Below are 12,763 nucleotides of genomic sequence, written 5' to 3' on the forward strand. Positions count from 1 at the left end.
AGTTCTACCTTTGGAATACGGTCGAATGTGGGAGCGGGCTTGCTCGCGAAGAGGCCCGGACAGGCAACAAAAAATCAGAGCGCAGCCACCCGCTTGGGCAAGAACGCCGGCAGATAAAGCCCCACATACGCATCAAACACCCGCATGCCTTCCTCGGCCATGCGCGGGGTGATTTGCCCATGCTGATGCACCGAGCGCGCGTAGACCCGGTCGCTCAGTTCCAGGGCCAGGGCAAACACGTCGACATCGGCGGGCAGGCTCGGCACCTCAAAGTGCCGGTTGAACACCTCAAACATCAGGTTTCCCAGCTCCAGGTCGTGCTGGCGGTCGGCCTGTGTCACTTCGGTCAACCCGTGCTGGGCCAGGATCAATTGGCGGGCGGCGGCGTCGTTGCTGTAGATGCTGAGCATGCGCTGCTCCACCACGCAGGACAGGTCGCGCCAGTGCTTGAGTGAATCATGATCGATGGGCGCCTGAATGGCCGCGCGAAAGGCCGCATGGACGTCAGCGGTCAGCGCCTCCAGCAACGCCGGCACGCTGGCGAAGAAGTGATACACCGATGACGGTGGAATCTGCGCCCGCTCGGCCACGCTGTAGATCGACAGGCTGGCCACGCCTTCGGCGGCCAGCAAGGTGCGGGCGGCATCGAGGATCGCGTCGATCCGGGCCTGGCTGCGGGCGCGGGGTTTGCGAGGAGTGGCAGGGCGATTCATTGAAGTCTCCTACAGGGCAGCGGGCATTGTACGCAGAGCCACTGGATGATCCATACCCTGTGGCGAGGGAGCTTGCTCCCGCTGGACTGCGCAGCAGGCCCAAGACCTGCACCTCGGTTCCGCCTGAAAGAACCCGGTGTTCTTATTGGGGCCGCTTCGCAGCCCGGCGGGAGCAAGCTCCCTCGCCACAACGGCCATAAAAAAACGCCGTAGGCCAAAGGCCTGCGGCGTTCTTTTTAGCCCGGCAACCGCTTACACGGTATGCAGGTACCAGTTGTACTCAAGGTCGGAGATGGAGTGTTCGAACTCCTCCAGCTCACTTTCCTTACAGGCGACGAAGATATCGATGTATTTAGGATCGATGTACTTGGCCATCACTTCGCTGTCGTCCAACTCGCGCAGTGCATCACGCAGGTTGTTCGGCAGGCTCTGTTCGTTCTGCTCGTAGCTGTTGCCTTCCACCGGTGCGCCAGGCTCGATCTTGTTGGTCAGGCCGTGATGCACGCCCGCCAGGACCGAAGCCATCAGCAGGTAAGGGTTGGCGTCGGCGCCGGCCACACGGTGTTCGATACGTACGGCGTCGGACGAGCCGGTCGGTACGCGAATCGCCACGGTGCGATTATCCAGGCCCCAGCACGGCGAGTTCGGCACGTAGAACTGTGCGCCGAAACGACGGTAGGAGTTGACGTTAGGGCACAGGAACGCCATTTGGGCGGGTAGGGTCTCCAGCACACCGCCGATCGCGTGACGCAATGCGGCGTTCTGCTCGGGATCCTCGCTGGCAAAGATGTTCTTGCCGTCCTTGTCCAGGATCGAAATGTGTACGTGTAAGCCGTTGCCTGCCTGGCCCGGGTAAGGCTTGGCCATGAAGGTGGTGTCCATCTCATGGTCGTAGGCGATGTTCTTGATCAAGCGCTTGAGCAGTACCGCGTAGTCGCAGGCCTTTATAGGGTCGGCAACGTGGTGCAGGTTCACTTCGAACTGCGCCGGGGCACTTTCCTTGACGATGGCGTCGGCAGGGATGCCTTGCTCTTTTGCACCTTCCAGAATGTCCTGGAGGCAGTCGACGTATTCGTCGAGGTCGTCGATCAGGTAGACCTGTGTCGAGTGCGGGCGTTTGCCGGAGATCGGCGAGCGGGGCGGTTGTGGCCGGCCATTCACGTTCTCCTGGTCAATCAGGTAGAACTCCAGCTCGAACGCGGCGCAGATGGTCAGACCGAGGTCGTCAAATTTGCTTACAACTTGGCGGAGTACTTCGCGAGGATCGGCGAAGAAAGGTTCACCTTCGAGTTCGTGCATGGTCATCAGCAGTTGCGCGGTTGGGCGCTTTTGCCAGGGTTCATTGCACAGGGTGTCGGGGATTGGATAACAGATTCGGTCAGCATCACCGATGTCCAGACCCAGGCCGGTGCTTTCCACCGTTGAGCCGTTGATATCCAGAGCAAATAGAGAGGCAGGCAGGTTAATGCCCTTCTCGTAAACCTTGTGGAGGCTGGTGCGTTCGATGCGCTTGCCGCGCACCACACCATTCATATCCGCAATTAGAAGGTCTACGTACAGAACCTCAGGATGATCCTTAAGGAACGCGTTCGCTTCGTTAAGCTGAACGGCACGCGGGGGTACCGACATGATGCAACACCTTTGTTGTTAAAAATATCAATCATTGATCTCTTCGGGTTTCAGTCAACCCGAACGGCATGCCGAAGTCAAGCGAGGCCTTTTTTGCCCTAAAAAAGCGCCGTGAGGGCTTTTTTGGGGCTTTTTGGGGCGATTTTTTGGGATTGGGGCTCTTGGAACCAGCACGTTTGAGCGGGCCGTGTTGTATTTTTTACGGGGGTGTTGTGTAAAAAAATGAACAAGGCTAAGCTCGATTCAAACCCATAACAGCAATAATACCGGGGTGCTTCATGTCTCGCCTGCCGTTAATCGGCGTCACCGCCTGCTCCAAACAGGTCGGTCTGCATGCTTATCACATCAGTGGCGACAAATACGTCCGTGCAGTGGCCACCGCTGCCAAGGGCTTGCCGTTGATTATTCCGTCCCTGGCGGATCTGCTCGACCCGGCCAATATTCTTGACGGCCTGGACGGCATTCTATTTACCGGCTCACCTTCCAATATCGAACCCTTTCACTACGACGGTCCGGCCAGCGCGCCCGGGACTGCTCATGATTCTGCACGGGACCAAACCACCCTGCCGCTGCTGCGTGCAGCCATAGCGGCCGGCGTTCCGGTACTGGGGATTTGCCGTGGCTTCCAGGAAATGAACGTGGCGTTTGGCGGCAGCCTGCACCAGAAGGTTCATGAAGTGCCGGGCATGATGGATCACCGCGAAGACGACACCCAGCCGCTGGACATCCAGTACGGCCCGGCACATCCGGTAACCATCTCCCCGAATGGGGTATTGGCAAGCCTGGGCTTGCCGTCGACGATCCAGGTCAACTCGATCCATTCACAGGGCATTGATCGCCTGGCGGCCGGTTTCCAGGTCGAGGCCACCGCGCCGGATGGCCTGATCGAAGGCTTTTCAGTGCCCGCGGGCAAGGCTTTTGCTTTAGGAGTGCAATGGCACCCCGAATGGCAGGTAAGCTCTAACCCGCACTACCTCGCAATCTTCCAGGCATTTGGCAATGCCTGTCGAAAGCGGGTGATGCAACGCGACGCGGATGCTGCGTCAACTTACGCCTGACCTTTAATGGATGTCAGGAAACACAGCCCAGAGGCATTTATGAGTAACAACCTCGACCAGCTCACCGATTGGTTGAAAGACCACAAGATCACAGAAGTCGAATGCATGATTGGCGACCTCACCGGCATCACCCGGGGCAAGATCTCGCCGACCAACAAGTTCATCGCCGAAAAAGGCATGCGCCTGCCCGAAAGCGTTCTGTTGCAGACCGTGACCGGCGACTATGTCGAAGACGACATCTATTACGAATTGCTCGACCCGGCCGACATCGACATGATCTGCCGCCCGGACGAGAACGCGGTGTACCTCGTGCCCTGGGCCATAGAGCCTACGGCCCAGGTGATCCACGACACCTACGACAAGCAAGGCAACCCGATCGAGCTGTCGCCGCGCAACGTGCTCAAGAAAGTCCTCAAGCTCTACGCCGACAAGGGCTGGCAGCCCATCGTGGCGCCGGAGATGGAGTTCTACCTGACCAAACGCTGCGAAGACCCGGACTTCCCGCTGCAACCGCCGATTGGCCGCTCCGGTCGCCCGGAGACTGGCCGCCAGTCCTTCTCTATAGAAGCGGCCAACGAATTCGACCCGTTGTTCGAAGACGTCTACGACTGGTGCGAATTGCAGGAACTGGACCTCGACACGCTGATCCACGAAGACGGCACGGCGCAGATGGAAATCAACTTCCGTCACGGCGACGCACTGTCCTTGGCCGACCAGATCCTGGTGTTCAAGCGCACCATGCGCGAAGCGGCGCTCAAGCACGACGTGGCGGCCACCTTCATGGCCAAGCCCATGACCGGCGAGCCCGGCAGTGCAATGCACCTGCACCAGAGCATCATCGATATCGCCACCGGCAAGAACGTGTTCTCCAATGAAGACGGGACCAAGAGCGAGCTGTTCCTGCACCACATCGGCGGCCTGCAGAAATTCATCCCCGAGCTGTTGCCGCTGTTCGCCCCTAACGTCAACTCGTTCCGCCGCTTCCTGCCCGACACCTCGGCGCCGGTCAACGTGGAGTGGGGCGAAGAGAACCGCACCGTTGGCCTGCGGGTTCCGGACGCCGGCCCACAAAACCGTCGGGTGGAAAACCGCCTGCCCGGTGCCGACGCCAACCCGTACCTGGCGATTGCCGCCAGCTTGCTGTGTGGCTACATCGGCATGGTCGAAGGCATCAGCCCAAGCGCACCGGTGGTGGGCCGTGGTTACGAGCGCCGCAACCTGCGCCTGCCGCTGACCATCGAAGACGCCCTGGAACGCATGGAAAACAGCAAGACCATCGAGAAATACCTGGGTCACAAATTCATCACAGGCTACGTCGCGGTCAAGCGGGCCGAGCATGAAAACTTCAAGCGCGTGATCAGTTCGTGGGAGCGGGAATTCCTGCTCTTCGCCGTCTGATGCGCCGGGCGCGCCCTTCAAACGGCGCGTCCTCACCTGAAACATCTAGGAGATTGGTATGTCCAGCAACAACCCGCAAACCCGTGAATGGCAAGCCTTGAGCAGCGATCACCACCTGGCGCCGTTCAGCGACTTCAAGCAATTGAAAGAGAAAGGCCCACGGATCATCACCAAAGCCCACGGCGTTTACCTGTGGGACAGCGAAGGCAACAAGATTCTCGACGGCATGGCCGGCCTGTGGTGCGTGGCGATCGGTTACGGTCGCGATGAACTGGCTGATGCGGCCGCCAAGCAGATGAAAGAACTGCCTTACTACAACCTGTTCTTCCAGACCGCCCACCCGCCGGTGCTGGAACTGGCCAAAGCCATCTCCGATATCGCCCCGCAGGGCATGAACCACGTGTTCTTCACCGGCTCCGGCTCCGAAGGCAACGACACCATGCTGCGTATGGTCCGCCACTACTGGGCGATCAAAGGCCAGCCGAACAAGAAAACCATCATCAGCCGCAAGAATGGCTACCACGGTTCAACCGTGGCCGGCGCCAGCCTGGGCGGCATGACTTATATGCATGAACAAGGCGACTTGCCGATCCCGGGCATCGTCCACATCGCCCAGCCTTACTGGTTCGGCGAAGGCGGCGACATGAGCCCGGAAGAATTCGGCGTGTGGGCGGCCAACCAGTTGGAAGAGAAGATCCTGGAACTGGGCGTGGACAACGTCGGTGCCTTTATTGCCGAGCCGATCCAGGGTGCCGGTGGGGTGATCGTGCCGCCAGACAGCTACTGGCCGCGCATCAAGGAAATCCTCGCCAAGTACGACATCCTGTTCGTGGCTGACGAAGTGATCTGTGGGTTTGGCCGCACCGGTGAGTGGTTCGGTAGCGATTTCTACGGCCTCAAGCCCGACATGATGACCATCGCCAAGGGCCTGACCTCCGGCTACATCCCGATGGGCGGCCTGATCGTGCGCGACGAAGTGGTCGCCGTGCTGAACGAAGGCGGTGATTTCAACCACGGCTTCACCTATTCCGGTCACCCGGTGGCGGCAGCAGTAGCCCTGGAAAACATCCGTATCATGCGCGATGAACAAATTGTTAAGCACGTGCACGACGAAACGGCACCCTATTTGCAAAAGCGTTTGAGGGAACTGGCTGATCACCCGCTGGTGGGTGAAGTTCGCGGTGTGGGCATGCTCGGTGCCATCGAACTGGTTCAGGACAAGGCAACGCGCAAGCGTTATGAAGGCCGTGGTGTTGGCATGATCTGCCGCACGTTCTGCTTCGAGAATGGCCTGATCATGCGCGCCGTCGGCGACACCATGATCATTTCGCCACCGTTGGTGATCAGCAAGGCCGAGATAGACGAGTTGGTGACCAAGGCGCGGCACTGCCTGGACCTGACTTTGGCGGCATTGCAGGGCTAAATGCTAGGCTCAGAACGCAGCGCCTGTCGGGCGCTGCTTCTGGGGTGTTAGAAAAGCGGGGCATTGGTTGAAAGCCGGCCCCTGAACTTGCCAGACTGTCGCCCTGTTTTGTCGCCCTTAGACGGGCTGCGAAACACGTTGTAATTAAAGAACGAACGTGGCCCAAAAAAGAAAAAATTGGAGCATGACCGAATGAAGGCATTAGGTTTGAAGAACGCTGGCAAGACCCTCCTGGCCTTGTCCCTGATGGGGGCCATGGCAGGCGCGGCAAACGCCGACGATAAAGTGCTGCACGTTTATAACTGGTCCGACTACATCGCACCGGACACCATCGCGAACTTTGAAAAAGAGTCCGGGATCAAGGTGGTCTATGACGTGTTCGACTCCAACGAAACCCTGGAAGCCAAGTTGCTGGCAGGCAAGTCCGGCTACGACATTGTCGTGCCGTCGAACAACTTCCTCGCCAAGCAGATCAAGGCCGGTGTTTACCAGGAACTGGACAAGTCCAAGCTGTCGAACTACGACAACCTGAACAAGTCCCTGCTTAAAGCCGTGTCCATCAGCGACCCGGACAACAAGCACGCCTTCCCGTACATGTGGGGCTCGATCGGCATCGGCTACAACCCGGAGAAGGTCAAGGCCGCGCTGGGCATCGACAAGATCGACTCGTGGGACACCATCCTCAAGCCGGAAAACCTCGCCAAGCTCAAAGGCTGCGGTGTGAGCTTCCTCGATTCGCCAACCGAAATGCTGCCAGTGGCACTGCATTACCTGGGCCTGCCGACCGACACCCAGAAGAAGGAAGACCTCAAGCAAGCCGAGGCCCTGTTCCTCAAGCTGCGTCCTTCGATCGGCTACTTCCACTCGTCCAAGTACATCTCCGACCTGGCCAACGGCAACATCTGCGTAGCCGTGGGTTATTCGGGTGACGTGCAACAGGCCAAGTCCCGCGCGGCTGAAGCCGGTGGCAAGGTCAAGGTTGCCTATGACATTCCGAAAGAAGGTGCCGGCAGCTTCTATGACATGGTCGCTATCCCTAAAGATGCCGAGAATGTCGACGCTGCCTACAAGTTCATGAACTACCTGCTGAAGCCGGAAGTCATGGCGGGCATTACCAACAGCGTACGTTTCCCGAACGGTAACGAGAAAGCTACCGCGTTGGTCGACAAAGACATCACCAGCGACCCAGGCATTTATCCGCCAGCGGACGTGCAAGCCAAGCTGTATGCCATTGCTGACTTGCCGGCTGCTACTCAGCGGGAAATGACCCGCAGCTGGACCAAAATCAAATCGGGCAAGTAAAGCCGCGTTGATACCTGTTTTGCTAACTGCCGCGATGCGCGCGGTGGTTAGCGAAACAATTAAATGACAGAAAGTTTTGCCGGATCGGTTTATCGAGGGTAAGTTGCGCGCCGGTTTTGTTGCCGGGCAACAACTTCGGGCCCAACTATTTAAGAGGACCTCCACTTGCCAATTTCTTTATTTCGCAAAGCCTTGCTGGTGGGTGCAGGTATCACGCTGGCTGTCAGCGTGCAGGCCGCGCCGACTGTGCATATTTATAACTGGTCGGACTACATCGGCCCGGACACCCTGGCCAACTTTGAAAAGGCCACCGGCATCAAGCCGGTCTACGACGTGTTTGACTCCAACGAAACCCTGGAAGGCAAGTTGCTCGCCGGGCGTACCGGGTATGACGTGGTCGTGCCGTCGAACCACTTCCTCGGCAAGCAGATCAAGGCCGGCGCGTTCCAGAAGCTCGACAAGTCGCAACTGACCCACTACGCCAACCTCGACCCGGCGCTGCTCAAGCGTCTGGAAAAGAACGACCCGGGCAACCAGTACGCCGTGCCGTATCTGTGGGGCACCAACGGCATTGGCTACAACGTCGACAAGGTCAAGGAAGTGCTGGGCGTCGACAAGATCGACTCCTGGGCCGTGCTGTTCGAGCCGGAAAACATGAAGAAGCTGGCCACGTGCGGTGTGTCGTTCATGGACTCGGCGGATGAAATGCTGCCGGCGGTCCTCAACTACATGGGCCTCAACCCCAACAGCACCAACCCTGAAGACTACAAGAAGGCTGAAGAGAAACTCCTGAAAGTGCGTCCCTACGTGACCTACTTCCATTCTTCCAAATACATCTCGGACCTGGCCAACGGCAACATCTGCGTGGCGGCCGGCTTCTCCGGTGATGTGTTCCAGGCCAAGGCTCGTGCGGCCGAGGCGGGCAAAGGCGTGAACATCGCCTACGTGATTCCGAAAGAAGGCGGCAACCTGTGGTTCGACGTGCTGGCCATCCCCAAGGATGCCACCAACGTCAAAGAGGCCCTCGCCTTCATCAACTATTTGCTGAAACCTGAAGTGATCGCTCAGGTCAGTGATTACGTCGGTTACGCCAACCCTAACCCAGGGGCGGACAAACTGATGGAGCAATCGATACGCACCGACGAAGCGGTTTACCCACCGCAGGCGGTTCTCGACCGGACTTTTGTCAACTTCGAGCTACCCCCGAAAGTGCAACGTTTGATGACCCGTAGCTGGACCAAGGTCAAGACGGGCAAGTAAGGCTTAACGCTCAAACTATCCAAGGCTGGCCCGTATTGGGCGAGCTGCACTCTTTTTATTCTGGGAGTTTCGTAAATGGCAGTTGCCTCCGGCGCCTATAAGAAAGCCCTCGAGGGCGACCAGACACCGAAAAAGGTGCTGGTCAAAATCGACCGGGTCACGAAGAAGTTCGACGAGACGATTGCGGTGGACGATGTGTCCCTGGAAATCAAGAAAGGCGAAATCTTTGCCTTGCTCGGCGGATCGGGTTCGGGCAAATCCACCTTGCTGCGCATGCTCGCAGGCTTCGAGCGCCCAACGGAAGGACGCATTTACCTCGACGGTGTGGACATCACCGACATGCCGCCGTACGAGCGGCCGATCAACATGATGTTCCAGTCCTACGCCTTGTTCCCCCACATGACCGTGGCCCAGAACATCGCGTTTGGCCTGCAGCAGGACAAGATCCCCAAGGCCGAGGTCGACGCCCGTGTGGCCGAGATGCTCAAGCTGGTGCAGATGAGCCAGTACGCCAAGCGCAAGCCGCACCAGCTGTCCGGCGGCCAGCGTCAGCGGGTGGCGCTGGCGCGTTCCCTGGCCAAGCGTCCGAAACTGCTGCTGCTCGATGAGCCGATGGGCGCACTCGACAAGAAGCTGCGTTCGCAGATGCAACTGGAGCTGGTGGAGATCATCGAGCGCGTGGGCGTGACCTGCGTGATGGTGACCCACGACCAGGAAGAGGCCATGACCATGGCCGAGCGCATCGCGATCATGCACCTGGGCTGGATCGCCCAGATCGGCAGCCCGATCGACATCTATGAAACGCCGACCAGCCGCCTGGTGTGCGAGTTCATCGGCAACGTCAACATCTTCGACACCCAGGTGGTGGACGACGCCGAAGGCCACGCGGTACTCAAGTGCCCGGACCTGGACCGCGATATCTACGTCGGCTACGGCATCGCCACTTCGGTGGAAGACAAGTCGGTGACCTACGCCATCCGCCCTGAAAAGCTGCTGGTGACCACCGAAATGCCGACCTGCGAGCACAACTGGTCCAGCGGCAAGGTGCATGACATCGCCTACCTCGGCGGCCATTCGGTGTTCTACGTCGAATTGCCGAGCGGCAAGCTGGTGCAATCCTTCGTGGCCAACGCCGAACGCCGTGGCCAGCGCCCTACCTGGGGCGACCAGGTGTACGTGTGGTGGGAAGACGACAGCGGCGTGGTACTTCGCTCATGAACATGAAGAAGTTCAAACGCCAGCTGCAACGAATAACCCCCGGTGGCCGGCATGTGGTCATCGGGATCCCTTTCCTCTGGTTGTTCCTGTTCTTCATGCTGCCGTTCTTCATCGTCTTGAAGATCAGCTTTGCCGAAGCCGACGTAGCGATCCCGCCTTACACCGAGATCTACACCTTCGTTGAACAGAAACTGCAGTTGGTGCTGAACCTGGCCAACTACGGGATGCTGGGCGATGACGAGTTGTACATCGCGGCGTACCTGGGCTCGCTGAAGATGGCGTTTTTCAGCACCATCCTCTGCCTGCTGATCGGCTACCCGATGGCCTACGCCATTGCCAGCGCACGCAAGGAAATCCAGACCGTGCTGGTGCTGCTGATCATGATGCCGACCTGGACTGCGATCCTGATCCGGGTCTATGCGTGGATGGGCATCCTCAGCAACAACGGGTTGCTCAACGGCTTCCTGATGTCCATCGGGTTGATCAACGAACCGCTGCAGATTCTCAACACCAACATTGCGGTGTATATCGGCGTGGTCTATTCGTACCTGCCGTTCATGATCCTGCCGCTGTACGCCAACCTGGTGAAGCACGACCAGAGCCTGCTGGAAGCCGCGTCGGACCTGGGTTCGAGCACCTTCAACAGCTTCTGGAAAATCACCGTGCCGCTGTCCAAGAACGGCATCATCGCCGGCTGCATGCTGGTGTTTATCCCGGTGGTGGGCGAGTTCGTGATCCCGGAACTGCTGGGCGGTCCGGAAACCCTGATGATCGGTAAAGTGTTGTGGCAAGAATTCTTCAACAACCGTGACTGGCCGGTGGCGTCTGCCCTGGCGGTGGTGATGCTGGCGATCCTGATCGTGCCGATCATCCTGTTCAACCGCAGCCAAGCCAAAGAGATGGAGGGCAAGATATGAAGCGCGTCAGTTTCTCAAGCTTCATGCTGGTGGCGGGGTTGCTGTTCATCTACCTGCCGATGCTGATCCTGGTGATCTACTCGTTCAACGAATCCAAACTGGTGACGGTGTGGGGCGGTTGGTCGATCAAGTGGTACGTCGGCCTGTTGGACAACACCCAGTTGATGGGCTCGGTCGGTCGCTCCCTGGAAATCGCCTGCTACACCGCGATTGCGGCGGTGGCACTCGGTACATTGGCGGCGTTCGTGCTGACGCGCATCAGCCAGTTCAAGGGCCGCACGCTGTTCGGCGGCCTGGTGACGGCACCTCTGGTGATGCCGGAAGTGATCACCGGCCTGTCGCTGTTGCTGCTGTTCGTGGCCATGGCGCAGATGATCGGCTGGCCGCAGGAACGTGGCCTGGTGACCATCTGGATCGCCCACACCACGTTCTGTTCGGCGTATGTGGCGGTGGTGGTGTCGGCGCGCTTGCGTGAGCTGGACCTGTCGATTGAAGAGGCAGCCATGGACCTGGGTGCGCGGCCGTGGAAGGTGTTCTTCCTGATCACCATCCCGATGATCGCGCCGTCGCTGGCGGCGGGCGGCATGATGTCGTTCGCGCTGTCGCTGGATGACCTGGTGTTGGCCAGCTTCGTGTCGGGGCCGGGTTCGACCACGTTGCCGATGGAAGTATTCTCGGCGGTGCGCCTGGGGGTTAAACCCGAGATCAACGCCGTGGCCAGCCTGATTCTGTTGGCGGTGTCGATCGTGACCTTCCTGGTGTGGTTCTTCAGCCGTCGTGCGGAAGAGCACCGCAAGAAAGCGATCCAGCAGGCGATTGAAGAAGCGGCTGCGGATGGTTGGGAGAAGCCGGCGGATTCGCGTCGGGCTCCAGCACCGGTCTAATCAGGTAGCCCTGAAGAAACCGGATCAAAAATGTGGGAGCGGGCTTGCTCGCGAAAGCGCAGTGTCAGTCACCGGATGTATTGACTGATCCACTGCCTTTGCGAGCAAGCCCGCTCCCACATTTTGATTGCATTCCAATTCGGGTTAAGCAGTCCAAGGCGACTTGCGAATCACCTCGACGAAATTCATCGGCTTGAACCCCGGCTCCTGATCCACCAGCACATCGGTCTTCACGTTGCCAAACGTGGTCTGCGGGCGATGGCGCAGGCCGTCGGCAAACGCGCAGATGATGCACTCCTTGAACCCTTCACCCCGTGGATGCGCATGCACCACCGCTTCGCGCTGCACGCTGGTAAACGCCGCGTACTCCATTCCCAGCACGTCCATTTCCACGCCCGCGGTCACCAACGCCACGGTTGGACGCAAGTGCTTGGGCACCCCCGGTGTGGTGTGCAGGGCGATGGACAACCACACCTGTTCGATGTCGTCATCGCTCAACCCGTAAGGCTTGAGAAAGTCCGCCGCCGCGTTGGCGCCGTCCACTTCAAAGCGTTCGTCGTCACTGCGGTGACCTTCCACCAGGCCCAGGTCGTGGAACATCGCGCCGACGTACAGCAACTCCGGGTTATAGGCCAACTGCTGGCGCTCGCCGCTCAATGCGCCGAACAGGAACACCCGGCGGGAGTGGTGGTAGAGCAGGTCGGATTCGATGTCGCGGATGTATTCGGTGGTGGCCTTGGCCAGGGCGCTGTCCGGGATCTTGATGCCGGCGATGGTGGTGCTCATGGTCGTTCTCCTCAAGAAAGCGCCGGGGTGGCGCCGATGAGTCCAGTCTGGTCGCGCGCCCGCGAAGGGGCCATCGCGGCGAGGATGCGATCCCGGCCAATGTGCCGCGATATCGCGCCAAGGCTATGCGCGATCAAATGTAGGAGCTGGCTTGCCTGCGATAGCATCACCTCGG

General features: G+C 59.2%; 11 protein-coding genes. 8 read left to right on the forward strand and 3 right to left on the reverse strand.

What is annotated here, in order from left to right; genetic code table 11:
• Nucleotides 1-74 precede the first annotated feature (74 nt).
• Nucleotides 75-713 carry a TetR/AcrR family transcriptional regulator gene (locus tag HX814_RS08825; RefSeq protein WP_003213896.1) on the reverse strand — a complete coding sequence of 213 codons (639 nt, stop codon included), beginning with the start codon at nt 711-713 and terminating at the stop codon, nt 75-77.
• Nucleotides 714-965: 252 nt separating this feature from the next.
• Complete coding sequence (locus HX814_RS08830; protein WP_003213894.1) at nt 966-2,342, reverse strand: glutamine synthetase family protein; 1,377 nt, start codon at nt 2,340-2,342, stop codon at nt 966-968.
• Between the two features lie 278 nt (nt 2,343-2,620).
• Here HX814_RS08830 and HX814_RS08835 point away from each other — a divergent pair, with 278 nt between their 5' ends.
• From HX814_RS08835 to HX814_RS08870, 8 genes are all read left to right on the forward strand, one after another.
• Nucleotides 2,621-3,400, forward strand: coding sequence for a gamma-glutamyl-gamma-aminobutyrate hydrolase family protein (locus tag HX814_RS08835; protein WP_003213893.1), 780 nt, complete (start codon nt 2,621-2,623; stop codon nt 3,398-3,400).
• Between the two features lie 39 nt (nt 3,401-3,439).
• Nucleotides 3,440-4,798: a glutamine synthetase family protein gene (locus HX814_RS08840; protein ID WP_003213891.1), complete on the forward strand. Its 1,359-nt coding sequence runs from the start codon at nt 3,440-3,442 to the stop codon at nt 4,796-4,798.
• Between the two features lie 58 nt (nt 4,799-4,856).
• Entirely contained in the window at nt 4,857-6,221 is a 1,365-nt protein-coding gene (locus tag HX814_RS08845) for an aspartate aminotransferase family protein (RefSeq protein WP_003213889.1), read from the forward strand.
• A gap of 207 nt (nt 6,222-6,428) precedes the next feature.
• The gene (locus tag HX814_RS08850) at nt 6,429-7,523 is read left to right on the forward strand and encodes a polyamine ABC transporter substrate-binding protein (RefSeq protein WP_177009125.1); all 1,095 of its coding nucleotides are present in this window, start codon (nt 6,429-6,431) and stop codon (nt 7,521-7,523) included.
• 165 nt (nt 7,524-7,688) lie between these two features.
• A complete protein-coding gene (locus HX814_RS08855) occupies nt 7,689-8,783 on the forward strand; it encodes a polyamine ABC transporter substrate-binding protein (protein ID WP_102370128.1) in 1,095 nt (364 codons plus the stop codon).
• A 75-nt stretch (nt 8,784-8,858) separates the two neighbouring features.
• On the forward strand, nt 8,859-10,001 hold the full coding sequence (locus HX814_RS08860; RefSeq protein ID WP_003195240.1) for an ABC transporter ATP-binding protein: 1,143 nt from the start codon (nt 8,859-8,861) through the stop codon (nt 9,999-10,001).
• Nucleotides 9,998-10,918 (forward strand): ABC transporter permease subunit, encoded by a 921-nt coding sequence (locus HX814_RS08865; protein ID WP_003213882.1) that lies wholly within the window; start codon nt 9,998-10,000, stop codon nt 10,916-10,918. The genes HX814_RS08860 and HX814_RS08865 overlap by 4 nt, the downstream gene beginning before the upstream one ends.
• Nucleotides 10,915-11,802, forward strand: a complete 888-nt coding sequence (locus HX814_RS08870) for an ABC transporter permease subunit (protein ID WP_008438909.1) — start codon at nt 10,915-10,917, stop codon at nt 11,800-11,802. Before HX814_RS08865 ends, HX814_RS08870 begins: the two co-directional genes overlap by 4 nt.
• A gap of 144 nt (nt 11,803-11,946) precedes the next feature.
• Here HX814_RS08870 and HX814_RS08875 read toward each other — a convergent pair whose 3' ends face one another.
• Nucleotides 11,947-12,588: an HD domain-containing protein gene (locus tag HX814_RS08875; protein WP_003213877.1), complete on the reverse strand. Its 642-nt coding sequence runs from the start codon at nt 12,586-12,588 to the stop codon at nt 11,947-11,949.
• Nucleotides 12,589-12,763 lie beyond the last annotated feature (175 nt).

The sequence above is a fragment of the Pseudomonas sp. C8002 genome, assembly GCF_013385765.1.
Classification (GTDB): domain Bacteria; phylum Pseudomonadota; class Gammaproteobacteria; order Pseudomonadales; family Pseudomonadaceae; genus Aquipseudomonas.

Coding starts and splice junctions, on each gene's coding strand:
- HX814_RS08875 (WP_003213877.1), bottom strand. CDS start 12,588: ATGAGCACCACCATCGCCGGCATCAAGATCCCGGACAGCGCCCTGGCC.
- HX814_RS08835 (WP_003213893.1), top strand. CDS start 2,621: ATGTCTCGCCTGCCGTTAATCGGCGTCACCGCCTGCTCCAAACAGGTC.
- HX814_RS08860 (WP_003195240.1), top strand. CDS start 8,859: ATGGCAGTTGCCTCCGGCGCCTATAAGAAAGCCCTCGAGGGCGACCAG.
- HX814_RS08840 (WP_003213891.1), top strand. CDS start 3,440: ATGAGTAACAACCTCGACCAGCTCACCGATTGGTTGAAAGACCACAAG.
- HX814_RS08830 (WP_003213894.1), bottom strand. CDS start 2,342: ATGTCGGTACCCCCGCGTGCCGTTCAGCTTAACGAAGCGAACGCGTTC.
- HX814_RS08865 (WP_003213882.1), top strand. CDS start 9,998: ATGAACATGAAGAAGTTCAAACGCCAGCTGCAACGAATAACCCCCGGT.
- HX814_RS08870 (WP_008438909.1), top strand. CDS start 10,915: ATGAAGCGCGTCAGTTTCTCAAGCTTCATGCTGGTGGCGGGGTTGCTG.
- HX814_RS08845 (WP_003213889.1), top strand. CDS start 4,857: ATGTCCAGCAACAACCCGCAAACCCGTGAATGGCAAGCCTTGAGCAGC.
- HX814_RS08825 (WP_003213896.1), bottom strand. CDS start 713: ATGAATCGCCCTGCCACTCCTCGCAAACCCCGCGCCCGCAGCCAGGCC.